The organism is Oxynema aestuarii AP17 (assembly GCF_012295525.1).
Lineage (GTDB): Bacteria > Cyanobacteriota > Cyanobacteriia > Cyanobacteriales > Laspinemataceae > Oxynema > Oxynema aestuarii.
This window is the reverse complement of sequence record NZ_CP051167.1, coordinates 5,361,828-5,386,747: the sequence shown is the minus strand read 5'-3', so window position 1 is coordinate 5,386,747 and position 24,920 is coordinate 5,361,828. Positions and strand designations below refer to the sequence as shown.

Genomic DNA, 24,920 nt, shown 5'->3' with positions numbered 1-24,920 from the left:
ATCGCCGCGCGGCGCTCGAGGATCGTCGATCGGCGGTCGAACCGAGCGTGTTAGGGTTAGGAGAGGACAAGTCCACTTCCCCGGATCCGACGGGGGAGCCTTGTCATAAGTGAGTTGGTTGACGTTGTGTATGGAATATGGAAGTAGGGAGCCAGTTTGAGACATCTGCCCGAGGCATGTGCCACGAGGTCTCCGTTTTATTTTCGGAGATTAGCGGTTACGGCAGCTTGACGAAAGATTTGGAAAGTCAAGAGGTGGCCGACCTCCTCCATGAGTATTTCGAGTCGATGGTGGAGGCGGTTTACAAGTACAAAGAACGGTGTAAGAACCAGATAGAAATTGCCTGTGTGGGCAATTCTTTGATTGCCGTTTTCGGTTCGCCCCAACCCCTAGAAAATCATGCTTGGCTGGCGTTACAGACGGCTATCGAAATGCGTCAAAAACTCGAAGAGGTGAACCGACGACGCCGGGAGGCAAACAAGCCCGCGATCGAAATTGGCATGGGGATCAATTCGGATACGGCGATCGGCGCTCAGATTGCCTCGAAAAGACCGTTGGAATTCAGCGCGATCGGGGAAGGGGTGAATCTGGGTTTCCGTCTCGAAGGGGTCAGTCGGCAGTACGGCTGCGATATTGTCCTCGGGGAGAATACGTATCATTATTGTGCCGATCGCATCTGGGCGAGAGAACTCGACACGATTCGCATCCGAGATAACCACCATCCGATTTCGATCTATCAGTTTTTGGGACTGAATTCGGAACCGATTCCCGACGATCGCAAGCAGTTGATCGAACATTACGATAAGGGACGCGAGTTATATCTCAATCGGAAATTCGCGATCGCCATGGGGGAATTTGCCACGGTTTTAGAAATTGACAGCAACGATAAAGCCGCCGCGTTTCATTTGAAACGCTGTCAGCGCTTGCTGCGCGAACCCCCCAAGGAGCCGTGGGATGGGGCCTGGACCTTGGTCGAAAATTAGAGGAGCTTGGGGTAGAGATCGCGACCGTCCGGCTTCGTCGTCCCGCTCCTTCTCCTCGCTGCCGGGGGTCGGGCGATCGGGCTACCGCTTTTGACCGCAAATTGGGGTTGGAGAGTGCGAGGCGATCGCGCTCCCCGGTTTGCCAATTCTCAACGGATGTCGAGTATCGATCGAGCCTACGCGAGGGGCGATCGCGCGAACTCACCCCCTTCAACTTCACCACAGGCGGTCACGAGCCTTGAGAGAGCTTTGGGAAAGTCTTCAGAAATCAATTGTTACAATCTATTAAGCGCTCGTTTCTAGACGATCCTCGATCTATGAATGCCAAGACCGTATCTCGTTCTGCCAACCCCGTAGAATCCAACCCCCTGCCCCGACCAGATGAGGCCAAAACCGCCTCCTCCCAGAGCATCCCCGTCTCTAGCGTCGCCGTCGAAGGCGAAGCCGACCCTGCCCGTAGCACCCCCCTCAAATCGGCTGCCGCCCCGGACGAAGAACTCGTCACCGAAAGTCGAGACTACGACGCCGTGGCGATCACCAACTACTACCGACCGCGCGTTTGGCTAGTTTGGCGGCGTCGCTTTGCCATCCTCTGGCCGATGCTCAAATTGGCATTCAAAATCTGGTTCGATCGCCGACGCGGCACCCTCAAGCAACACGAGTTGCAACGAGCCGAAGAACTGCGCGAAATGCTCACCCAACTCGGCCCGGCGTTTATCAAAGTCGGACAAGCCCTCTCCACCCGTCCCGACCTCGTACCGCCGTTGTATCTCGAAGAACTCGCCAAACTTCAAGACCAACTGCCGCCCTTCCCCAACGAAGTCGCCTACCAATTTATCGAAGAAGAACTCGGCGATCGCCCCGATCGCATCTACGCCGAACTCACCCCCGACCCCGTCGCCGCCGCCTCCCTCGGCCAAGTGTATAAAGGCAAACTGAAAACCGGGGAAACCGTCGCCGTCAAAGTCCAGCGTCCCGGCCTCGCCGAAAGCGTCGCCCTCGACATCTACATCCTGCGCGAACTCGCCCTTTGGGCCCAGAACAACATCAAGCAGATTCGCAGCGATTTAGTCGCGATCGCCGACGAATTCGCCGCGCGCATCTACGAAGAAATGGACTACACCAAAGAGGGCCACAACGCCGAACGCTTTGGCGACCTCTACGGCCACCTGCGCGATATCTACGTCCCCAAAATCTACTGGGACTACACCGCACGGCGCGTCCTGACCATGGAATGGGTCAACGGCACCAAACTCACCCAACTCGAAGCTCTCAAAGCCAAAGGCATCGACGCCAAATACCTCATCGAAGTTGGCGTCCAATGCTCCTTACGCCAACTCCTCGAACACGGCTTTTTCCACGCCGACCCCCACCCCGGCAACCTCCTCGCCACCAACGACGGCAAACTCGCCTATCTCGACTTCGGCATGATGAGCCAAGTCAAACCCTACCAACGCTACGGCTTGATCGAAGCCGTCGTTCACCTCGTCAATCGCGACTTTGAAGGGTTAGCCCGCGATTACGTCAAACTCGAATTTCTCACCGAAGACACCGACCTCACCCCCATCATTCCCGCCCTCGCCGGAGTCTTTAACAACGCCTTGGGAGCCAGCGTCGCCGAACTCAATTTCAAAAGCATCACCGACCAACTCTCGGAAGTCATGTACGAATACCCCTTCCGAGTCCCCGCCTACTATGCCTTGATCATTCGATCGCTCGTCACCCTCGAAGGCATCGCCATCAACGTCGATCCCAACTTTAAAGTCCTCAGCAAAGCCTATCCCTACATCGCCAAACGCCTGCTGACCGACTCCTCCCCGCAACTGCGCGCTTCCTTGCGCGACTTACTCTTCAAAGACGGTGACTTTCGCTGGAACCGCCTCGAAAACTTGTTGCGAAACGCCCGCAGCAGCGACGATTACGACCTCTCCCAAGCCTTAAATCAAGCCTTAGAATTTCTCTTTTCCGAACGCGGCGAATTCATTCGCGAACGGATCGTCGAAGAATTGGTCAAAAGTATCGATACCCTCTCCCGCGACGCCGTCGGGAACGCCAGTGCGGTGTTGAGCGAGTGGTTCGGGCTGAAAATGCACCAACCGACTCCAGCTAGCGCCGCCGATACCCAAAAAATCGAACATATCAAACGAATTTGGGAAATCTTGCAAGAAACGCGCGGTTTCGACCCTACCAAATTGCTGCAAGCCTTACCCCCCTTGCTCATGAAGCGAGAAACCCAGGAAATGGGCCGTCAAATCGTCAATGGCTTGGCGGAACGAGTGGTCGCCCGTTTGATTCGGGAACTGTTACTCGAAGATATGCCCGCCGAACGCAACGGTCACTACAACGGTCATAAACCCCCGTTAACCTTGCCGCCATCGAGTCGTAATGGCAAATCGGCTTGAGGCGATCGCCTAATCGGAGAGTGGGGGCTCGTAGGGACACCGACGATCGTGTCCCTGCATTCCCATACCCATTAGCGCCAATTGCCGACTAAAAGATAAGGCGCCCAAAAATAAGGCAGTTTGAAGCGGCGATCGTCCAATAAACTTAATTGAGCGCGTCTCAACGCTTCCGCTTTGGATATCCCTACATTTTCGGTTAATTCCTGATAAAAACGAACCATTAATATTGACGTCGAGCGATCGCTGACCCGCCACAAGGTCCCCAGCGTGCTGCGAGCCCCCGCTCTGAGTGCAACTCCCGCCAACCCTAACGCCGCGCGTTCGTCTCCATCTGCGGTTTCGCAAGCGCTGAAAACAAGCAGTTCAATGGGATTGGAAACATCCCGTTGACGATCGCGTAAAAGACGATCTAATTCCTTTACTTTGATTTTTCGATCCCAACTTAAAATAAAAGTGCGATCGGCTTGAGAACTAAATTGACCGTGAGTTGCAATATGGACGACCGGAAAGGGAAATTGCGCGATCGCCTGCTGTAAATTATCGCTGGTAAATGCTTGATTGAAAAGCAACTGACTCGATAATTGTACCTGAATACGTTCCAATTCCTCTTTAACATTGGGAAGCTCGGGAAACCCTTGACGGGCTTCGGACATTCCCGCACTCAATACTTGAAATTCGAGATCTTCAGACCCCTGAGAAGGAAGCAGTTGCAATCCCGGGGCGATCGCCACTGCATACTTTTCAATAAAATACTGCCGTCCGTCGTTTAGAGCGGCCATGGGAACATTGCGTAACAGTCCGTCCAGGACAAAAACAACGGTTTCAATTTGACTGTATTCTAATTGAACTTCAATGGGTCGAATTAACCAGTCATAAACTTGTCGGGACAACTCTAAAACCAACTGATTGTTCCCCGATCTTCGCCCGATATTTTGTTGTAACTCATCGAGAACTTGGCGAATCGTCGTTTCAGATTCGAGGGTGTGGTAAAGCTGTAACGACGAGTCCGGTAATGCCACAATCACTGTCAGGCGATCGGGTAAAATAATCGGATAAATTGCCGCCGCATGAGGGTCGATGCGATCGATTTGAATAGGTTTGGCATCCAAACAGGCTTCCTGAAAAAAGTTATCGAGTTCCGCTAATTGGAGAGATTCGATCGCCTGTCGTGCTTCCCTTAAATTTTCTTCAGTCGGTCGTACAGTAGGCTGGGTCAATAGATCGACAAATTCACGATAAACAGGTTCGACCGTTTCACGAAAAGAAAACTGAACGCTAGAAGAATTGGCATCGATCGCCACTAAATCTTTTCGTAAAGATTGCAACGTATTCACCGCCCCTCGATAGGCGGCGATCGCCTCATTTCGATTTCCTTTTTTGGCTAAAATACGACCGAGTTGCCATTGCCAACGGTAGGCAATTTCCCCCGCATTCATCTTTTGAGCGAGTCCTAATGCGCCTTCCGTAAGCTTTTGAGCATCTTCAAAATTTCCAGTTAATTCGTAAAGTTTTCCCAAACTTCCTAAAGCATAAGATTCAGCTTGAGGATCTTCCAGAGTTCTAGAGGTATCGATCGCCGTAGCTAATAACTCCGCCGTGCGACCGACGAGCAATCGGCGATCGCCTCCTCTTGTTTCATCTTTTAACGCATAAAGTTTCATCAAACTTTCGGCAAAATTAATACGAGCTTCGATCGCATAACGACTGAACGGGAGACGGTCGAGAGAACCCTCAATTTCAGGTAGTAACTCTGCCGTATATTCGAGTTGTTGCCTATCGATGAATAAACTGAGTTGGTTGAGCTGCGATCGCGATTGGAGGACGGGCGATCCGGCAATTTCTGCAGCTTTTCGGTAAGCATCGAGGGCGATTTCAAATTCCTGTTTTGCCCGTTCTTGTTCTTGCAAAGCCATCGCATTTTCCGCGATCGCCCGCGCCGTATTGCCCAGGCTAAGCTGAGTTGCCGCGATCGCCTCCGTTAAATTTAAACCTCGCGCAATGTCCAAACTTTGAGATAATAATTCGCGGGAACGTTCCAACTCGCCCATCCCCCGCAAAGCATTCGCCAAACTTTGCAATCCCGTCACTTTGAGGGCAGAATCGGGTTGATTTTTCAGGGAAATAGTCGAGGCTTCTAAAACTTGACGGGAACGGCGATAGAGTCCGAGAGATTGTAAGGCTTGAGCTTGGTTGAGTTGCGTTCCGATCGCCCCTTCATCGTCCCCCAGTTGGGTATAAAATTTGTGGGCGGTTTCCCAGTTTTCTAGGGCAGGTTGCCAATGACCCGTCTGTTGTTCTAAATGTCCTTTCGTATTAAAAATTTGGGCAAGAATCGATAAAACTTCCGGAGAATTTTCGTCAGTGCGATCGCCCGATTCGAGTAAACTTAAAGCCGTGGCGATCGCGGTTCTGGCTGTGGACCACTGTCCTAATTTCTGATAGGCGAGGGATAAATAATTGAAGACTAAAGCGCGATCGAGGCGATCGGTTTCGCCTTGCAATTGACTCGCCGCGCGTTCCCATTGGCGTTTAGCTTCAGAGAATTGTTGAGCTTGAAACAATTCGCGACCCTGTTGCAACAATTGGAGCGCATCCGGTGCCGTTTGGGCGTTGATTCTCGCAGAAAATAACTGAAGATCGCCCCAAATCGGCTCGAAATAGGCGATCGAATGGCGATCGAGGCGATCGATATTAATACTCGTAACGGTGGCTACGATCGCCATTCCCAAACAGAATTGTCCGACCCATTTGGAGCGACCTAAACATCGCTGCAGACGGGCGATCGGTTTTTTTCCCCGATTCAATCGATCCATGATGACCCCCTCCCCAAATCGTTTCGAGCTGCGAGTCGCACTTATATTCTTTTCTGGCCTGGAACGAAATCAACTAATGTATATCACTTACCGCGTCTCAAGACATCGCCGTTGCGGGGTCGAGGGATGGGGTGATGTGTTTTCCGGTGATTCGGCGACGAGTTCGACTTGTCCGTTCGCCTTCACGGTCCATCCTTGCGCCTCCACCGATGGCGATCGCTCAGTAGACGCCGCCAGAGGGCGATCGCCGAGTTGTCCCCGGTCTTGCGGTTCGCGGGCGGTCGGTCGCAAATCGATCCAAGTGGCTTCGTCGGCGATCGCCTCGATCGGATTCGGCGGCAACCCGCCTCGCCCGGTGACGACGAACTCACTTTGTTGCTGACCCGGACGGCAACTCGAATCAATTTGGTTGCTGGCATCGACAAAATTATCCGGTAACTCGACTAATCCCGAGGTCGGGTCGATGTCGGGGGTATTAATTGTGACCGTCCCACTCAAGCTGGAATTGGCCCCCGTCGCGGTAATGTCGCTGGCGGCAGTGTTTTGGGGACGAAACGCCGTACCGAAGATGCCTCGGACGTTGAGAGTGACATTGCCTCCTTGAGCTTGGGCGGAATTGGCACTAATATCACTATTTCCTACCGCCGCCAAGATCCCCGTATCGATCTCAATATTGCCGCCCGTCGCCTCGGCGATCGCGTTCGTGGCGATATTACTATTGCGGCTGAGGATCGTGGAATTGGCGGAAACCTCGATATTGCCTTGGCTGCCAGCTTCGGTTTCGGCGATCAAGTTCGATTGGTTGTCGAGTCGAACTCGGTCGGCGCTCACCCGGAGGCTGCCGGGGGAGAAGTTGCCTACTGCACTCACATTGATGAAAGAGCCATCTTGTAGGGTGAGTTCGTCGGAGGCGATCGTCAAATTGCCCGCATTTCCCCGACCAAAGCTTGCAGACGAGATCGCCGATCCGTCGGAGAGCGCCAATCGGTCAGCTTCCAGGATGACGTTCCCCCCACTGCCCTCACCCAGCATCGAAGCTGCGATTTCCGATCGATCGGCGAGGGTCAGTTCCCCCGTTTTTACGGTGAGATTGCCCGCCGTTCCACTGCCTTGAGAACCAACCAGAGTGACGACAACGCTGCCAACCCCAGAGCCACTAGAATCATTCAAGGCGATCGATTCCGACGCCATCAGTGTTAGGTTGCCGCCATTGCCCCCGCCCAGGGTTGCGGCTGAAATAAGGGCTCCATCCGCAAGGGTCAATTTTCCGGTCTGCACGGTCAGGTTGCCTGCATTTCCAGTGGCTTCGGGTCCGACATCCGTCGCTAAAGCGCTACTGACTCCAGAGGCATTGAACCCATTCAAGCTGACGAATTCCGACGCGAGAATCGTCAGATTTCCCCCATTTCCTCGACCTAATGTCGAGGTGGAGATCCCCGCTCCATCGAAGAGGCTCAATCGCTGCGTTTCTAAGGTGACACTGCCTGCATTCCCACTAACGTCCGGACCGACGAGGGTGAGGATCGAGGTGGCCAGTCCAGATCGATTGAAACCCTTCAAAATTGCCGATTCCGAGGCGAGAATGGTGACATTGCCGCCATTGCCTTCACCCAATGTCGAGGTGGAGATGGCCGCTCCATCAGAGAGGCTCAAACGAGCGGTTTCGATCGCGAGGTTCCCTGCGTCCCCGGTGGCGTTTAGACCGACGGACGTCCTCAAAATGCTGCCTTTTCCCGATGTATCTAAGCCGCTCAATTCTATAGAGTCCGAGGCGATCGCCGTCAGTGTACCCCCATTGCCCCGACCGAAGGTAGAAGAGGAAATTCTCGCGCCATCAAAGAGGCTCAAGCGAGCGGTTTCGATCGCGAGGTCCCCTGCGTCCCCGGTGGCTTCGGAACCGACATCAGTGCTTAAAAAGCTGGGTTGTCCAGAACCGTTGAAGCCCGATAAGATTACAGAGTCGGAGGCGATCGCCGTCAAGTCCCCCCCTTGACCCCGACTCAAGGTTGAGGTCGAAATCCCGGCTCCGTCCGCAAGACTCAAGTGACGGGTTTCTACAGTGATGTTGCCTGCATTGCCACTCGCCTCGGAAGTAACTGAACTCAACACACTGCTGCCAAATCCAGACCCATCCAACCCCCTTAATTCAACGGATTCCGACGCCACAATCGAGAGATTGCCGCCATCGCCGTTACCCGATGTCGCGGCGGAAATCATGGCTCCGTCAGCGAGGATTAACTCGGTGGTTTCGATCGCGAGATCGCCTGCATGACCGAGGGTTGAGGATGTTGTATTGGTGCGCAAGCTGCTGCTGAATCCAAAATCATCTAATCCCTTTAATTCGACCGATTCCGAGGCGAGAACGCTCAGATTTCCCCCGTTGCCTTGACCGGATGTGGAGGAGAAAACGATCGCTCCGTCAGAGAGGGTTAACTCGGTGGTGGCGATCGTCAGATCTCCGGCGTGACCCGTAGCTTGTGGGGCGACTGAGGTTTCTAAAAAACTTCCCAATCCAGAGGGATCTAATCCTTTCAATTCAACGGATTGTGAGGCAAAAACGGTCAGGTTCCCCCCATTGCCCCGTCCCAAGGTCGAAGCGGAGATCGCGGTTCCGTCGGCGAGGGTTAACTGACGGGTTTCTACGGTCAGATCGCCTCCGTTCGCAGTGGCTTGTGGCTCGACCAGAGTAACTAACACGCTGGGAAACCCGAAGTTATTAAAGCCACTTAATTGCAGCGATTCAGAGCTTCGGACGAGCAAATCCCCCCCGGCTCGATTTCCCAGGGTGAGTCCCAAAATGGCGGATCCTTCGCTTAACGATACGGTGCGACCCTGGAGGTGGATCGCCCCTGCACCTTCGCCACTGCTATCTAAAGAGGCGGCGGCTTTGAGTTGAATTTCCCGGAAATCGGCAATTTCTGAATAGTCAAACGCCCAATTTTCCTCGATCTTACTTAGCGTAATTCGACTGCGATCGCCGACGCTGCCGAGTTCGATGCTGCCGCCGTTGCTGGTGATATTGCCGCCACTCAGTTCGATCCCCCCGCCCAGAAGGGCGATCGTGCGATCGTTAACTTGCAAGCCTGGCGATCGGTTGTCTCTCACGATGCCATTGGTTTCGCTATCTCGACTCAGATTATTGCCCGGTCCGTTGACGACAATTGAACCGGGATTAGACCCCATTTGCAAACCCACCGGGACGCTAACCGTCAGTATCGGTGGGGTTTCGCTGGCTAGGGTACTAAAAGAGGTTCCATCGGCGAAGTCGATCCGATTGGCGCTGGAGGCGAGGAAGGAACCGCCGAGGTCGAGTTGGGCGTTGGGCCCGAATACGATCCCGTTGGGATTGAGTATAAATAAATTCGCGACCCCATTCGCTCGAATTAAACCGTCGATGTTAGAAGGCGATCGCCCCGTGACCCGAGTAAAGATATTCTCTATCTCCAGTGCGTTATTGAAAAATGCTTCGCCGTTCGTTGGAAGTGAGAAGTCTTCAAAACTATGGAATAAATTCGTTTCGGCTTGAGTTCCCCCTTCAATTTCATAAAGATTTCCTTGGCGAGTGACGCTCGAATTAACGGGCAGGGTGCGATCGGGGACAATTTGGGCTTGAGCTGGGTAAATAAAGCTCGTGAAGAAGATGGGTAAAAGGTAATTTTTTAAGCGATGTTTTGGTAATAAATTAATTTTGTTTCGATCTGAGATAGGGTTTGAGTTTCGATCGGGGTGTTGCCGTTCCATTGTTTTGATACCCCTCAATAAAAAATGTTTTTAAATGGCCGTTCGATCGCCCGAAAATTTTATTATTTGTTGTCGATGCAAATTCAACTATTAAAATCATCACCAAAAATTGGATAATTTTTCGACGATTTCGTCTAAAATTCGGGAGTTTTTTCGAGTTCGATAAAATTCATCGGTACTTCAGTAAAGCTCTCCAAACCTGCGGATTCGAGTAAAAGTTTCCACTCTCGAACGACGGCGGGATTATCGGGATTTTCAAGATAAAGTCGCGCCAGAGTGGCGATCGCCTCGTGCCAAATTCCAGCTTCTGCATATAAGTTAGAACGGGCGATCGAGTCCGATCGCTCTAATCGATCTAATTGATTTTCTAAAGTCGGATCGAGGTCAAGTCTTTGAACCCATCCATCAATTTCAACATTTTTTCTCAAATTATTCGGATTGCAAATCAGGGAAAAATACCAGTGATAGTTTTTATTGACGACAATTTCCGGAATCTCCGGCAACCAAACGATCGCAATTCCCGATTCTCCGGAGATTTCAAAAATCGTTCGATAAAGGTCAAATTCATCTTCATCTTTTAAGACAAACTCGACTTGTCGGGCGCTGGTTTCAGGAAGGTAAATAAAGAACTCGGGAGATGTAGATAGGGTATAACTCAAATTTACACTTTCTTCGGAACCTAAATTCGGAATCAATCCCGTTAATGTGAGTTGGTTTTGAGCTGCATCTCCTTCGCATTGTCCTCCGCGAGTTGCCCCGCCAACAGGAGGCGGCGATCCCCCAAATCCTTGTTTTGGCGGTTGATATTTTGCTAATTCATGGCGTGAAAGGTTAATCGTCGCTCGTTCATTGTGGGAACTCGCACTCAAAACCGCAGGAGGTATCACAAGCGTGACAGTGATATCGAAGGTCAGCCAAACCATGAAGAGACGGACGGAGGGTTGAAAGACTTTCACGATCTTGCACGATTGTCAAGTTTAATTCTTCCCGAGGGATAACATATCAGTCAGGCGATCGTCATCTAAATTGACCCTAAAAATGTTAATTTTTATGACGAGAGTGAAATTCGCGTAATACCCGATAAACCTGCATGGGTTCTTTACGACCTTTGAGAAATACTTTACCGATAAATTGGGTCTGAAAGCGATCGGACAATAATTTTTGAGTCTGTTCGGAAATCAATATTCGACAAATTCCCCCCTCAATTGATTTGTCAAAACTTTCTAAACGTGAAGCGATATTAACCGTATCCCCAATGACCGTATAGTCTTGTCTTCGATCGGATCCCAAACTGCCAACTACCACGGTTCCAGTAGTAATGCCAACTCTCATTAAAACTGATGGTTTTCCTTGGTTTTCCCATTGTTCGTTAAGGGATTGAAGGGCTTTTTCCATGGCCAAAGCACAACGCACGGCTTGACGGGCATCTCTTGCAATTCCCTCGGCAGTTTTTGAGGGAATGGGAATCCCAAAAACGGCCATAATTGAATCACCAATAAATTTATCAATAATGCCGTTATATTCTAGGACAACTTGAGCCATGACTTTCATATAGTCGTTGAGCCAAGACATTAATTCCCTCGCTTCCATTCCTTCAGCAATGCTAGTAAACCCTTTGAGGTCGGTAAACAAAATAGTTGCGGTAATTTCTTGACCGTGAATTTGACCATCTTCTAAAATTTGATAGCGATTTTCCCAGATATTTTCGGCAACTTTATCGGTGACATTACGCTCGAAAAGATTCATGATAATTTCCCGATCTTTACTCTCCACTGTGGCGATATAACCGATCGCGGCGATCGCAGATACAATCGAGCTGGAAAGCGCAGGAACGAGGGGAATCCACCAGCCTTGTAAAAAGATAAAAAATGAAATACCGACGAGAAAAGTTAAAGATAGAAAAAGGGTGACTGTTGTTTGAAAAATTGAATAATAAAATTTTTTGCCGGGAAGGTAATTCTGCCAACTCGCTAAGCTAAAACCGATCGCCGCCCAAAAGAAGATCCACAAATTCTCTATTTCATCGGTCCAGCTTTTGATTAAAGGGCGATCGTCGAGGGCTGCACTGAGAATTTGACTGGTGATATTGGCGTGAATTTCTACCCCAGAAGTGCGGCTAGGAAGACCGAGTAAGTTACTATCATAAGGAGTAATAAAATAATCTTGTATGCTGAGGGCTGTAGATCCAATTAAAATAATGCGATCGCGGGCAAAGTTATCGGGGACTTGGTTGGTTAAAACATCGGTCATCGAAACTTTTAGAAATGGCTTTTTCGGCTTTCTATAATTGAGAAAAATTTGATAGCCGCGATCGTCTGCTTTAATATAACTGCCATCATTGGATCGCCAGCGCTCGAACACCGCTTGATTGAGTTGCAAATATTCGGGATTATCTGTTGCATTTTCCGGTTCGATTCCCCGATCTTCTAAATAGATTAAGGCCAAATTTAGAGCGATACTGGGTAGAATATCGCCGTTTTGAGTTTCGGCGAACAGCAAACCCCGACGAACTTTTCCATCATTATCTAAAATAAGATTGCTGGCTGCAACTCGATCGCGATCGTGCAATAGGGGGGGTGGATTCACTTCAATCCCGTTCTCATCGCTACCGACTAATTGGACGCCAATTAAATTGGGTGTGTTTTTAAAAATTTCAATTAACTCTTGATGACCTTCGCCGACGGATAAATCTCGATAAATATCGAAGCCGATTGCTTTTGGTTGTTGTTGTTTGAGGCGATCGAGTAATTGAGCGATCGTCCGATCTGGAATGGGCCACTGTCCGGCAGTTTGAATATCAGATTCGGTAATAGCAACAATGACAATGCGATCGTCGGGGGGTTCGAGGGGACGCAGACGAAAAAACCAATCGATCGCCGCCCATTCTAGCAGTTGAAATGCACCTGTAAGCCGCAATAAAATTAAAATGACGGCAACGCAGGGCGCGATCGCTAACATTTCCCAAGGACGTCCAAAATGCAGGAGCGTCTTTTTTTTCTTCATCGCTTTTTATCGCTTGAAAAGCATAACTGAATTGAGGTAAATAAAAAATTTATAAAATACAATATTGTGTTCCTAGCTTTTTTATAACCTATCGATCGTCCAATTTTTTTGAAAAATGGCGATTCGATCGCCGTCGCTGGATCGATTTACAAAAACAGAAAAAAACAGAAAAGGTAAAAACACTTAAATTTATCGATTCGATCCTGACGCGGCGATCGGCGATCGAAGCCGTCTCCGATGAGGTTAAAAATTGCGAGATTAACGATCGCTACAACCTATCTACCACGGCAATATTTCCCCATTGGCGTGCCAAAATGTACCGGAATTATCTAAATTTAATTCGTCGATGCGATCGATGAGTTTGGCGGCGGCTTCTTCCGGGGGCGTTCCTTGATATCCAGTCATCCGTGTGGCAATTAAACCCGGATGCAAGATAGCAACAGCAATTCCACGAGGTTTGAGGTCGATCGAGAGCGATTTTCCCGCCATACTCAAGGCAACTTTTGACATCCGATAGGCGTAAGAACTGCCGGAAGTATTATCGTCAATTGATGCCATTCGACTCGTCATAATCGCAATTTTTGAACCCTTATTTAACTGGGGTAAAAGAGCGCGAGTAATTCGTAATGTTCCCAGAGTATTGACGTCAAATAACTTACGAATATCTTCTTCAAAATTCGGATCGTCTAACGCCGTTCTCGACCAAATCCCGGCATTGTTAATCAACACGTCTAATTGAATCCCTTGGAGGCGATCGACTAAGGTTTCAATGCTGCTAGGATCGCTGAGGTCAACTCCGGTTTCGACTCGGACGCCCAAAGCGTCTAATTCTGAGGAAGATTCGCGACAAACGGCGATGATGGTTTCGCCTCGATCGCGCAACTGCTGGCAAAAAGCGAGACCGATGCCACGATTTGCACCTGTAATTAAATAAGTTCCCATTCTAGTCGCGTGAATTCTATTTTTCTCTATCCAAACAGGGAAGGCGATCGCCCGTCAAGAGGGGTCGCAAATTTGAGAAAGGTTAGAATGTCGAACGCAAAGTCATTTTAAAAAGCAAATATTATCGAAGTAATATGTTTTTCTCTTGGTTTTTTATATCTGTTTTCGGCAATCGAAAAATTTCTACGATGAAAACTTTCTAATTCTCCATTCAAGACCCGTCACAATCACAGCCAATATGCCTAAACAACGAGTTAGCCAATCGCCCCAACGGACGTATAAGGTTTGGGTATCTCGGCGGTAAATTGTGGCAATATGTTCTTGATAGCGATTGATTTGCGATCGCCATAATATGCGTCCGTGAGGGTCGATAACACTGGATAATCCCGTATTCGTGGCGCGGACGATCCAGCGATCGCTTTCGACCGCACGCATCAGATCGAGGGCATTATGTTGGTGCATCTGGACGGGGGTATAATGGGCGTCGTTAGACGCACTTAAAATAAATTGACCCCCCGCCGCCGCTTGGCGCCGAAAATGCTCGGGAAAGGCGGAATCGTAGCAAATTCCGACGATCGCCCGTCCGAAAGGAGTCTCGAAAATTTGATGTTTGTCTCCGTGAACTAAATGAGCATCTAAAGGAGAAAGGCGATCGATAAATTTCCCTAAAATATCTTCAAAAGGAATGTATTCTCCGAGAGGAACCAACTTGGTTTTATCGTAACGACTGTAGGTTTCTCCCGTTCCCGTTACCGTTAATAAACTATTCGTAATATTGCCATCTTCGGTTTGAGCAAAGGTTCCGACCCACGCCGGAATATTTTTTTCTAAAATAACTCGATAAAAATCACGGGATTCTCGGCTTGTTTCCGTCCAGAGATACGGTAAAGCGGTTTCGGGAGTCAGGACGATATCGACGCCGCGATCGGTGAGGGTTTCATACCCCGTGGTATAGCCGTATAATGCTTTTTGATAGCCGAAGTAATTGAGTTTGATCTCGTTGGGAATATTCCCTTGAATGAGACCGACTTTTAAAGCGCGATCGCCGAGGTCATTTAAGGGACGAGATAGTAAGTAAAAGCCGATCGCATGAACCGTACAAAATAAAATTAAAGCCGTTACCAATAACCCGCGAACCCTACGAACCGATCGCCCCTCCTCGCGATAGTTTTTGAAATAAGCAATCAGTCCTTCCGCGATCGCGCCGTTGACCGCAACGATCGCCGCCGCGACTGTATTCGGTCCCGAGAGTTGAGATAAGTGTAAAATTGCTAAATTATTCGGACTTTGAGTATAGGCGATCGCCGTCCACCACAGATCTCCCGCACTCCAAACCGACTCTAAAATACACCAGGTTGCCGTTGCTAAAATCAAGCGAGTAATGACGTGAGTTCGAGTGGTCGCGATCGCCACAACCGTTGCCCAAACCACGACCAAACCAGCCCCCCACAAGCTGATAAATCCCCAACAAAACAGGGCGATCGCCAAACTCGGCCACCAGGGAACCCCCATCCACGTCATTGGATGGATCCCCAAAATCCACGATAAAGCCACGCCGTGATAGCCCAAGCCCCACACCAGGGGAAACGCCCACAGTCGCAACCAAAATCGTAATTTTGGCTCTTGTTTTAACGTTTTTAAAATCGAAAATAAGCGATTTTTCTGAATAGGTTTTTGGTGGAAGAAAAACGACAGAATCGCCGAATTGCGAGATTCAAAGGCGATCGCCATCCAAAGCGGCACCAACGCCACCCACCCTAAAGGCCATACATTCATCGGGGCGGGGGTCAACCCCATCACAACCCCCCCAGCAAAGGTCAACCCCAAACGGGTCATTGTGGTTAATTTCATCAGCAATTCTTGCGATCTAAAACAGTGAGAGGCGCGAAATTTCGCGCCTCTACCCATCGAATCAATAATAAAATCAATCCCGTCAGTTTTGGCAGAACCCCCGTTTTTTTGGCTGTCCCGTCAACCGAAAAAACCGGGAATTCCTAGGAAAATTCGAGGAGTTAAACCTCTACGGCGATCTCTTCGTCTCCTTCCGCCGACGGAGGAACCAACGCCACCGCGACGATCGCATCTTCGCGATCGATCCGTTGCACTCGTACCCCTTTCGCCGACCGGGATTGAGACGAAATCGCTTTCGCCGCCTGACGGATGATAATCCCCCGGTTGGTCACGATCATCAGTTCGTCATCTTCGGTAACCACCCGCAGGGCCGCCAGTTGGTCGTTACTCTTGCGGAATTTAATCGCGATGATGCCTTTCCCGGCGCGATTTTGGAGGCGGAATTGAGAGACCGGAACCCGTTTGCCAAAACCGGCAGTAGTAATCACCAGAACCCACGGCCCTTGCTGGGCGGCCATTTCCGGTTCTTCGGCGTCCGTTTCTTCCCCGTCGAGTTCTTCGTCGCCGTCGAGGGTGTCGAGATCGACGGTTTGCACTTCTAATTCCTCGTCGAGGTCGCCGTTATCGCCGTTGGTGTCTTCTTCCAATCCGAGTAAAGTCTGACTGGAAATGACATCCATACTGATTAACTCGTCCTCTTTGCGCAAGTTCATCGCTTTGACCCCACGGGTCGATCGCCCCAACGGTCGCAGTTGATTGCGATCGGCTTTGAAGTGGATCGTCATTCCCTTGCGAGATCCGACGATGATGCTATCTTCTTCCCGGGCCCGACGAACCCAGCGCAATTGATCGCCGTCCGCTAAAGAAATCGCGATCAAGCCATTAGAACGAATATTGCTAAATGCAGACAGGGCGGTCTTTTTGATGTAGCCGCCTTTCGTGAGCATGATCAGATATTCGTCATCGGAAAACTCGCTGACTGGGACGATCGAAGTAATTCGTTCTTCCCGAGGAATCGGCAACATTTGAACGATCGCCATCCCTCGGGCCGTGCGCGATCCGGTGGGAATTTGATAGGCTTTCATGGAGAAAACGACGCCGCGATCGGTGAAGAACAGAACGCTATCGTGATCGCAGCAGGTAAAGAAATGCTCGACGCGATCGTCTTCTTTCATCTTCGTTCCCGACTTGCCCCGGGTTGCCCGACTTTGCGCCTCGAAGGTACTCACGGGCATCCGCTTGATATAACCTTGTTCCGTAATCAGGATTAAGGCTTTTTCGTTGGCGATCAAATCGGTGGCGTCGATTTCCCCTTCCGCATGTTCGATGACCGTTTGGCGGGGGGTGGCGAATTTCGTTTTGAGTTCACTCGCCTCGGTTTCGATAATTTCGAGAATGCGTTCGCGACGGGCCAAAATATCGCGCAAGTCGGCGATCAGCGCTTGCAATTCGGCGTGTTCTTGTTGAATTTTTTCCGCTTCTAAGGCGGTCAGTCGCCGCAATTGCATTTGTAAAATGGCGTCGGCTTGCTGTTCCGACAAACCGAAAGAATCGATTAATTCTTGTTTCGCCGTCGGCGTATCCGGGGCGCGACGAATTAAGGCGATAATCGCGTCTAAGTTTTCCAGGGCGATCAGCAAGCCTTGTAAGAGGTGGTCTCGTTCTTCGGCTTTGCGAAGTTCGTACTGGGTTCGGCGAACGATCGTCTCGACGCGGAAATCGAGGAAAACCTGCAAAAACTCGCGCAAAGTCAGCAGTTGCGGTTCGCCGTCCACGAGGGCGAGCATGTTGCAACCGAAGTTACTTTGCAGGGGAGTTTGTTTGTAGAGGTTGTTGAGAACGACCCGGGGATAGGCGTCGCGTTTGAGTTCGATGACGATGCGCATTCCGTCGCGATCGCTCTCGTCGCGAATGTCGGAAATGCCTTCGAGTCGTTTCTCGTTGACCATATCGGCGATTTTTTCGATCATCGCCGCTTTGTTGGTTTGGTAGGGCAGTTCGGTGATGATAATCGCTTCGCGATCGGGGCGTCCCCGTTGTTCGAGGGTTTCGATCGTCGCTACACCACGCATGGTGATCGACCCGCGCCCGGTGGTGTAGGCTTCGCGAATGCTGGTGGTTCCCAGGATTTGTCCCCCGGTGGGAAAGTCCGGTCCGGGGATGTAGCGCATCAATTCGAGATCGTCGATCTCTGGATTGTGGATCAGGGCCACCAATCCGTCAATCAGTTCTCCCAAATTGTGGGGCGGGATGTTGGTCGCCATCCCGACGGCGATCCCGGACGATCCGTTGAGCAGAAGCTGCGGAACTCTTGCGGGCAGGACGATCGGTTCTTGTTGGGATCCGTCGAAGTTGTCGATAAAACCGACGGTTTCCGAGTCGATATCCCGCAACATGGCGTCGGTACTCAAGGGACGCAGGCGACATTCGGTGTATCGCATGGCGGCGGGGGGATCGTTGTCGATCGAGCCGAAGTTCCCATGTCCGTCGATCAGGGGCGATCGCATCGAAAACGGCTGCGCCATCCGCACCAAGGCATCGTAAACCGCCGTATCGCCGTGAGGGTGGTACTTACCCAGCACTTCCCCCACGACCCGCGCGCACTTCCGGAAGGGGCGGTCTGGGGTCAACCCGAGTTCGTGCATGGCGTAGAGGATGCGCCGATGGACGGGTTTGAGACCATCCCTCGCATCTGGCAGCGCCCGACCTACAATGACGCTCATGGCGTATTCCAGGTAAGACCGGGACATTTCGTTCCGCAGATCCGTCGGGACTATCCGCTCCTGGGAGGTTGTCATAAGATGAAAAACTCCAAAAATATAAGACTCAAGAAGCTATGGCACTGAAAAAAACCACAGTCTTCGACTGAACTCTAAATATGGCCTAATTACTATCAAGATTTTAGCATATTTTATGTAGCTTGGCCGCTTATTCCGTTCTGCCCCATTATTTGAGTCCCGAGATACATTTGAATAAGTCTATTTTAGACTTATTTTTGTTTAAATATAGAAGGGAGTTTTTTGGGGGTATTGATTGATAAAATGAAATCAAAAAAGCGGTTGGTTTAATGGTAGCTCGATCGCTTATTTTAAAAAGAAGTAAAACCGAACAATTTTGAACTTTTAAAAAATTAAATTTTATTTTCAATTTTTAAAATTGAAGCTTCAAAAGAATCGATCCCGGGACGATCCGGCGATCGCGCGATCGCCTCGAAGCGGTTTCTCAAAAGTCTCTTGGATCCGAACCAATCTCGAAGGAAACATCACGAGCGAATTTCTGCAATAATCGATCGCAGATGGGTCAGTGTTGAGGTTGCCTATGTTTTCCGCGATCTACTGCGATGAATTTCTCTTACACGATACCGGGCGAGGACACCCGGAACGACCCGATCGCCTGCGGGCGATCGTCAAAGCCCTCAAAAGCGCGCCCTGGGCCGATCGCCTCCACTGGCAACAGCCCACCCCGCCGAACGAGCGAGCGGTCTCCGAGGCGATCGCGCGCATCCACACCCGCCGCCACGTACACGCCGTCGAAACGATCGCCCACAACGGCGGCGGCGGCTTGGATCTCGACACCCCCGTCTCGCCGCGCAGTTACGAAGTCGCCGAACTCGCCGTCAGTGCGTGGCTCGATGGCATCGATTGGATTTGCCAAACCGGAGATCCGGCCTTTGTTTTAGCCCGTCCCCCCGGTCATCATGCCACCCCCGATCGCGGTATGGGCTTCTGTTTGTTCTCCAACGCCGCGATCGCCGCCTACTACGCGATCGAACAGTGCGGCGTCGAGCGCGTCGGAATCCTCGATTGGGATGTCCATCACGGCAATGGCACCCAGGAGATCGTCGAAACACACCCGCAGATGACCTACTGTTCCCTGCATCAATTCCCTTGCTATCCGGGAACCGGACGGGCTGAAGAAACCGGATCGTACAACAACGTCCTCAACATTCCCATGAAACCCGGAAGCACGGGCGCCGAATACAAACAGGCATTCGACGAAAAAATCATGCCGTTTTTCGAGAACTTCAAACCCGACATCCTGATCGTCAGTGCCGGATACGACGGCAACTCCAGCGATCCGCTCGCGGGGATCGACCTGCAACCGGAAGACTTCGGCGTTTTTACAAATTACTGCCTGCAACTCACTCGCCGAATCGTATTCGGACTCGAAGGCGGTTACGAACTCGACAGCTTGAGTCGCTCCGTCCTCGCCACGATCGCCCCGTGTTTGTAGCCGCGATCCCCGCCGAACTCAAACCAATACTGTACCCTTTCCGACTGCCCTTTCCTACTGGCCGACTTGCAAATACGGTACGTCCAAGCCGATATTTAACAGGGCTTCGCGCCACTTGTCCAAACGCATTTGAATCCGGTCTTTATTTTTCGTTGAAGACGTAATGGCCTCGCAAAACTCCGGATCCTGGCAGACCTGTTTTAACGCTTCGACGATTTCATCTTTCATCGCCCGAATATCTTCGGAGTTCAGACGGGCGAAAAAGAGCATTACTACGTCATAAATCGCTCGGTTGAGGGATTTTTCCCAACCATTTTCCAGGGTATATCGCCGAAACGCTCGATCCTCAAACACGTAATAAACATCGTCGATCGTCTGTCGGAATAAGGCTCGGTGTTGTTCGAGGGTTTCCTCGTCAAAATTGATTCCCGATTCCAAATACCGATCGAGAAAGCGGGCGAGAGTCCCTTTATATTCGGACAAGTGGAAATGAAACGCAAAAAAGCGCAAAATCATTTCGCAATCGTGCATCCGCTTGTCAATATCACTCACCCGCCGCGCTTTTTGAAAGACTTCATCTTCTGAAAGTTGGTGAATGAGATCGTTCAACTTGCCGCGATAGACGCTATTTCTCAATTCTTGAGCGTTGAGCGGCACAAAACCACTATTCAGTCGCTCGAACACGTCATATTTAATATCCGGATGCGACTCTTTAAGAATGACAATACAACGGATCGTGCGCGACAATAACAACCGCTTGTAAGGAGCGTCGAGTTGATAAAACTTCTGCCGATTCAGTTCCGAGAGAACTTTCAAGGCTCTGAGGGGATATTCGTCGTGGAGAAATCGATAAATCGCGGTGAGTCGTTGTTGACCGTCGATCACGCTGTAGGTTCCGTCTTCCAATTCGGCGAAATAGCAAACGGGAATCGGAACGTTGAGCAAGAGTGACTCGATCAACCGACTCGATTTCGTCCGGTCCCAAACTTGACGGCGCTGGAATTTATCCGCCAGAATCAGCGTTCCGTCGTCGATTTGATCTTTGAGGGAACGAATGACGAAATCATAGGGATGGGTTACTAATTTACGATCGGACAAAGGAATTTCCAATTCTGGGGAGTCTTCGTCTTCTTCAGCATCAAATTTTTCTTCTACCAACACCGCTTCTTCTTCACTGTTGGTATCCGCGTTCGCAATCGTCAAACCTGTTTCGATCATGGGCTGTCTCCTGTGTTTCCGCTTCGACCTGTCAGATTGAGGTGAGGGAGATTTCTTCGAGCGTCGAATTATTTGATTCTCGTCGATGGAGGTCGTCTCTAGTTGAAAGAGTCGAGCCTTTTATTATTCATCAGTTTAACAGTTATATCATTTTAGGTTTTGAATTTGAAATTGAAACCCGGGAAACGCTGCAAAAACTGCACGGCGATCGCCTCGACGAGATTAAATTAAGAGAAATTTGAGACGACAGGGGGCGATCCTCCCCCTCTGGATGCTCTCGAATCCGTACCGACGAGAATTGTTCCATAGGGTCGATGAGGGCGATCGCCCCTCGTTTCAAAAGCGGGTCGATCCTCCCCGCCTTCGTCTCTTTGCGATCCTCATTGAGCGATCGACGGCCAAGTGTAAACTGTAAACTCCAAACTCTAAAATCTATTATAAATTCTCCTATTCCGGTTCCCCCAACATCACCAAAGACAGGGGTAATTGACGCAGGAGTTGAGTGGTCAGATCGTCAATTTCCAATCCCGCGACCGTTCGGCGCCGGGTGGATCGCAAAATGGCCAGATCGTAACGCGCCGAGGCGGTCACGATCGCCCCAACCGGGTCGTCATCGGCTAAAATCGCGATCTGCGAGGGAGTACTTCCCGACCATTGCGCCACCAACTGGGACAGTTGCGCGCCGATCTGCTCGTGGACTTCCGGCGAGGTATGCCGATCTCCGGCATATAAAAGGGTGACTTCCCCTTGATTGGCGCTCGCTAAAATAAACGCCACTCGTACCGACAGCACGGATTGAGCGATCGCGCGATCGACCAGAACCAGAATGCGTTGCATTTGCATCGGCGAGGCGAGCAATCGGGTCACCGCCACCGGACAGTGTGCCCCCCACAACACCGAATCGATCGCATTCCCGAATAGGCGCGATCGCAAACTCGTCGTTTCCGACCATCCCATGACGATCGCGCTAGCATTTTGCTCTCGACTCCCATGGACGATTCCCAAGGCGACGTCGCTGTCAATCCGCAGGATACCTCGGGCGCTCACTCCCATGCTGCGGGCGAACTCGACCGCCTCGTTCGCGAGTCGTTCGCCGCGCGCGATCGCCTCGTCGAGGGCGCTAACCTCCATGTAGGCGATCGAACGGGCGATCGACAACGACACGATTTGTCCGGCTTCGGAACGGGCCAACAAAGCTGCCATTTCCACCAAATAGCGCTCGGTTTCGGGATTGCAAACAGGCACCACCACTGTAAATAAATGACCGACTTGCGCTTCTGTCTCGTCGAAGGTCGTGGCGATCGCCCCTAAATCCGCTTCCGGTAAGGGCAAGGCCCCCGCCACCCGCGCCGTCACCCACGGTCCGAGGGTCGCCGTCACCAACATCATCACGATCGCGCTATTTAACACCTCTTCGGTTAAAATTCCCTGGCGATAGCCGACAATGGTCGCCGCTAAGGTCGCCGCGACTTGCGGAATCGAAAGGGACCAAATGGCGATCGTTTCGGCCCGGGTGTAGCGATACAGCCATTGGGTCCCCACCGCCGCGATCCATTTACTCCCCAATAAGGCGCCGACAATGGCGATCGTCAGCCCAAAGGAGGCTAACCCTTTGGCAAATTCTTGCAAGTCGATCAGCAGTCCCAAGTTAATAATAAACATGGGAATAAATAAAACACTGCCGACAAAGACGACTTTTTCTTTAACGGTTTCCGATTCGACTACTTCGTTCACCGCCATTCCTGCTAAAAAAGCGCCGATAATTTTTTCGACGCCGATAACTTGCGCGCCGACTGCCGCGACAAAGACTGCTAATAAGATAAACAAAAATTGATTGCCTTCTTCGTCTCCCGATCGCCGAAAAAATTCTTTGCCGACCCAATTGACTCCCCAGAGGACGACGGCAGAGTAAAGGCTCAAAGATACGATTAAAATCAGTAACTCGACCGGGGTGAAATTTCCCGTTTTTACGCCCACGCAAATCGCTAAAACGAGTAAGGCGGGAATATTGGTAAAAATTGTCCCTCCCAAGGCGACGATAACCGCTTCGTTCCCCATTAAGCCCATGCGACTTAAAATGGGATATCCTAATGGAGTATGGGAAGAAAGTAAGGAACCGAGTAAGATCGAAGCATTCCAGTCGAAGCCAAACCAACGACCGACGATCGTTCCGGCAATGAGGGGAAAGAGAAAGGTGAGAAAACCAAATCCCAACGCGCGATCGCGCACGCGCTGAAATTGAGCGATGTCCATTTCTAATCCCGCCACAAACATCAAGTAAACAACTCCGATATCGGAGAGCAGTTTCATCGCTTCGCTTCCAGATTCGAGCAGTTGTAATCCATGGGGTCCGAAGACGACTCCCGCGACGAGTAAGCCTACTAAACCGGGAAGTTGCAAGCGCTCGAAGCAGAGGGGAACGACTAAAATAATGCCGAGCAACAAGGCGAAGGGAAAAATCGGATCTTGAGCGAATAAATCTCTGACAATTTCCATGTTCGAGGGGTTGAAGAGGACGACCGTCGCAGCGCCTACCTAGAGAAAAACCCGTTTCCAGAAGAAACGGGTCGGGTTGAAACCGTGGGGATATTTAGATTTAGGACGAGAGTCGAACGGGGTTTTTACAGGTGGTTTCGAGTTCGTCAACGACCCGGGCGAGGTCTTCGATTAAGGGGGTCGAATCGATTTGTTTGAAGGTTTCGACCAGCGATCGGTAATACCATAAGGTTCCGTCGCGACCGCCTTTGAAGCGCGTCCACAGGTCTTCGCCGACTTGTCGGTAATCGTTGAGGATGGAACGGGCGTTGTGGAGTTTGTCCGCCGCACAGACGAGGCGAACCGAGGGGGAAGCGCTGAGAAGGTGGGCGAGGTAGGTTTCTTTTCGCTGGCGCCAGGGGGGTTTGGGCAGGGTGTCGGCGTCGGTACACCCTTCGACGATCGCGGTGACGGTGTCGCCAAATCGACGGCGAATTTGTTCCCGGGCGATCGCCCCGCCTTGGTCTTCGATGGCGTCGTGCAGTAAGGCGGCGATCGCTTCGTCTTCGTTGGCGCCGTATTCGAGGGCGATGCTGGCGACGGCGAGTAAGTGGGCGATGTAGGGGATTCCCGACCCTTTGCGGGTCTGGGTGGCGTGCAATTCGGCAGCAAAACTGAGGGCTTCGTTAAATCGTTTGGACAGCATGACGCTCGCTCCCGATCGATCTGGCGATCGCACTCTAGCGTAAAAATGGCGCGATCGGATCGCAAGGGCAAAGTCGCTGGAGCTGCCCGACTTGCGGAAATTGGGGGATGTGATATAGATTACAGTCAGGCTGAAAAAAACGTGCTAATCTGCCTATACATCAGCGTGGAAAAGCGCTGGTAACCGTAAGGAATTCCGTACAGTAGAGATCGAGCGGTTGGCGCGCGATCGCTCGGTTTCAATCGGAAATTTCCTCAATTTCGACTGAAACCGAACCCTATCGACCTAGAGTTCTTGCCCAGGGTCGCCCAGCTTGTCCATCCCACTCGAAAAAAAGAGGCGCTCTCCCGGTAGCGATCGCCCCAGAATTTCTCCAAATCCCTTCTATTTTCATGCTTTAAATCGCGCGATCGCCGCGATCGGATCGTTATTACTTATCTCGATCTCTTGACCTCCAACACCCTAGATTTACTTCCGTAATATTCAGAAATAAACAACCCTCATCGATGAAAAGTCAATGAGAATTCATTCCACCGGACTTGAAATGAACTAA

The 24,920-nt window shown here is 50.9% G+C and carries 14 protein-coding genes; 4 read left to right on the top strand and 10 right to left on the bottom strand.

The features are described 5' to 3' along the window. Nucleotides 1–137 precede the first annotated feature (137 nt). Together HCG48_RS21540 and HCG48_RS21535 are read left to right on the top strand one after the other, a co-directional pair. Nucleotides 138–983, top strand: a complete 846-nt coding sequence (locus tag HCG48_RS21540; protein ID WP_246259683.1) for an adenylate/guanylate cyclase domain-containing protein — start codon at nt 138–140, stop codon at nt 981–983. A gap of 317 nt (nt 984–1,300) precedes the next feature. Next, a complete protein-coding gene (locus HCG48_RS21535; protein WP_168571009.1) occupies nt 1,301–3,385 on the top strand; it encodes an ABC1 kinase family protein in 2,085 nt (694 codons plus the stop codon). Between the two features lie 71 nt (nt 3,386–3,456). Here the strand turns inward: HCG48_RS21535 and HCG48_RS21530 are convergent, their stop codons facing one another. The 7 genes from HCG48_RS21530 to gyrA form a co-directional block, all read right to left on the bottom strand. After that, the gene (locus HCG48_RS21530) at nt 3,457–6,198 is read right to left on the bottom strand and encodes a CHAT domain-containing protein (protein ID WP_246259682.1); all 2,742 of its coding nucleotides are present in this window, start codon (nt 6,196–6,198) and stop codon (nt 3,457–3,459) included. 87 nt (nt 6,199–6,285) lie between these two features. Beyond that, nucleotides 6,286–9,939, bottom strand: a complete 3,654-nt coding sequence (locus HCG48_RS21525; RefSeq protein WP_168571008.1) for a two-partner secretion domain-containing protein — start codon at nt 9,937–9,939, stop codon at nt 6,286–6,288. 134 nt (nt 9,940–10,073) lie between these two features. After that, the gene (locus HCG48_RS21520; protein ID WP_168571007.1) at nt 10,074–10,895 is read right to left on the bottom strand and encodes a DUF928 domain-containing protein; all 822 of its coding nucleotides are present in this window, start codon (nt 10,893–10,895) and stop codon (nt 10,074–10,076) included. A gap of 85 nt (nt 10,896–10,980) precedes the next feature. Next, nucleotides 10,981–12,942 (bottom strand): CHASE2 domain-containing protein, encoded by a 1,962-nt coding sequence (locus HCG48_RS21515; RefSeq protein ID WP_246259681.1) that lies wholly within the window; start codon nt 12,940–12,942, stop codon nt 10,981–10,983. A gap of 279 nt (nt 12,943–13,221) precedes the next feature. Beyond that, the gene (locus HCG48_RS21510; RefSeq protein WP_168571006.1) at nt 13,222–13,884 is read right to left on the bottom strand and encodes an SDR family oxidoreductase; all 663 of its coding nucleotides are present in this window, start codon (nt 13,882–13,884) and stop codon (nt 13,222–13,224) included. Nucleotides 13,885–14,067: 183 nt separating this feature from the next. Next, nucleotides 14,068–15,735: an apolipoprotein N-acyltransferase gene (gene lnt / locus HCG48_RS21505; RefSeq protein ID WP_246259680.1), complete on the bottom strand. Its 1,668-nt coding sequence runs from the start codon at nt 15,733–15,735 to the stop codon at nt 14,068–14,070. Between the two features lie 161 nt (nt 15,736–15,896). Then, a complete protein-coding gene (gyrA, locus tag HCG48_RS21500) occupies nt 15,897–18,533 on the bottom strand; it encodes a DNA gyrase subunit A (RefSeq protein ID WP_168571005.1) in 2,637 nt (878 codons plus the stop codon). A gap of 520 nt (nt 18,534–19,053) precedes the next feature. Between gyrA and HCG48_RS21495 the strand changes: the two genes are divergently transcribed. After that, entirely contained in the window at nt 19,054–19,968 is a 915-nt protein-coding gene (locus tag HCG48_RS21495) for a histone deacetylase family protein (RefSeq protein WP_168571004.1), read from the top strand. Nucleotides 19,969–20,022: 54 nt separating this feature from the next. On the opposite strand, the gene HCG48_RS21490 is transcribed toward HCG48_RS21495, so the two are convergent. Beyond that, nucleotides 20,023–21,186, bottom strand: a complete 1,164-nt coding sequence (locus HCG48_RS21490) for a DUF262 domain-containing protein (RefSeq protein WP_168571003.1) — start codon at nt 21,184–21,186, stop codon at nt 20,023–20,025. Between the two features lie 41 nt (nt 21,187–21,227). On the opposite strand from HCG48_RS21490, the gene HCG48_RS21485 reads away from it, so the two are divergent. Continuing rightward, on the top strand, nt 21,228–21,428 hold the full coding sequence (locus HCG48_RS21485; protein WP_168571002.1) for a hypothetical protein: 201 nt from the start codon (nt 21,228–21,230) through the stop codon (nt 21,426–21,428). Nucleotides 21,429–21,633: 205 nt separating this feature from the next. On the opposite strand, the gene HCG48_RS21480 is transcribed toward HCG48_RS21485, so the two are convergent. Together HCG48_RS21480 and HCG48_RS21475 are read right to left on the bottom strand one after the other, a co-directional pair. Then, on the bottom strand, nt 21,634–23,682 hold the full coding sequence (locus HCG48_RS21480; RefSeq protein ID WP_168571001.1) for a cation:proton antiporter domain-containing protein: 2,049 nt from the start codon (nt 23,680–23,682) through the stop codon (nt 21,634–21,636). 100 nt (nt 23,683–23,782) lie between these two features. Next, nucleotides 23,783–24,367 carry an HD domain-containing protein gene (locus HCG48_RS21475; protein ID WP_168571000.1) on the bottom strand — a complete coding sequence of 195 codons (585 nt, stop codon included), beginning with the start codon at nt 24,365–24,367 and terminating at the stop codon, nt 23,783–23,785. Between the last annotated feature and the right edge of the window lie 553 nt (nt 24,368–24,920).

Coding starts and splice junctions, on each gene's coding strand:
- HCG48_RS21540 (WP_246259683.1), top strand. CDS start 138: ATGGAAGTAGGGAGCCAGTTTGAGACATCTGCCCGAGGCATGTGCCAC.
- HCG48_RS21530 (WP_246259682.1), bottom strand. CDS start 6,198: ATGGATCGATTGAATCGGGGAAAAAAACCGATCGCCCGTCTGCAGCGA.
- lnt (WP_246259680.1), bottom strand. CDS start 15,735: ATGAAATTAACCACAATGACCCGTTTGGGGTTGACCTTTGCTGGGGGG.
- HCG48_RS21490 (WP_168571003.1), bottom strand. CDS start 21,186: ATGATCGAAACAGGTTTGACGATTGCGAACGCGGATACCAACAGTGAA.
- gyrA (WP_168571005.1), bottom strand. CDS start 18,533: ATGACAACCTCCCAGGAGCGGATAGTCCCGACGGATCTGCGGAACGAA.
- HCG48_RS21535 (WP_168571009.1), top strand. CDS start 1,301: ATGAATGCCAAGACCGTATCTCGTTCTGCCAACCCCGTAGAATCCAAC.
- HCG48_RS21475 (WP_168571000.1), bottom strand. CDS start 24,367: ATGCTGTCCAAACGATTTAACGAAGCCCTCAGTTTTGCTGCCGAATTG.
- HCG48_RS21510 (WP_168571006.1), bottom strand. CDS start 13,884: ATGGGAACTTATTTAATTACAGGTGCAAATCGTGGCATCGGTCTCGCT.
- HCG48_RS21515 (WP_246259681.1), bottom strand. CDS start 12,942: ATGAAGAAAAAAAAGACGCTCCTGCATTTTGGACGTCCTTGGGAAATG.
- HCG48_RS21495 (WP_168571004.1), top strand. CDS start 19,054: ATGTTTTCCGCGATCTACTGCGATGAATTTCTCTTACACGATACCGGG.
- HCG48_RS21525 (WP_168571008.1), bottom strand. CDS start 9,939: ATGGAACGGCAACACCCCGATCGAAACTCAAACCCTATCTCAGATCGA.
- HCG48_RS21480 (WP_168571001.1), bottom strand. CDS start 23,682: ATGGAAATTGTCAGAGATTTATTCGCTCAAGATCCGATTTTTCCCTTC.